Origin of the sequence: Cobetia sp. SIMBA_158, assembly GCF_046566945.1 — a bacterium.
Classification (GTDB): domain Bacteria; phylum Pseudomonadota; class Gammaproteobacteria; order Pseudomonadales; family Halomonadaceae; genus Cobetia; species Cobetia amphilecti.
In genome coordinates, this window is sequence record NZ_JAWJYL010000072.1 from 1 (window position 1) to 430 (window position 430).

General features: G+C 33.0%; 1 protein-coding gene. It reads left to right on the forward strand.

Translation table 11 applies throughout. The features are described from left to right. On the forward strand, positions 1–406 hold a 406-nt coding region (locus R2R70_RS19025; protein WP_410978753.1), incomplete at its 5' end, for a hypothetical protein. Positions 407–430 lie beyond the last annotated feature (24 nt).

Genomic DNA, 430 nt, shown 5'->3' on the forward strand with positions numbered 1-430 from the left:
AGGTGGCTATGAGATTATCCAAAACTATTTCAGGCCATTAGTAATTTTCCCAGGGTTAGCATATATGTATTCCTTTGGGGTATTACCGAAAATGGATATGTTTTTAGGTAAATTTAAACTCAGTGTTCAAAGGGTTTTAGTAATTTTAATGATTCTAGTAGAACTGTTCATTTTAGTTTTAATTGTCCAATGTAGTTGGTATTATGCGATGAGCGGATTAACAAGAAAAACAGCATTTCCTGCAGCTGGAACACTGTACCCACTATATCCTTTATTCTTTATTATTCCTGCAGCTTTCTTCATGTTAATGATTGAAAACATCTTTGTATTAATCAAAAATATTGTGGACAAAGAACCTACTTTTGTGATGAGAAAAGAAGACAATGGGCCAGAAGAGTTACTATAACCATTTTTATAAAAGGATCGGGTG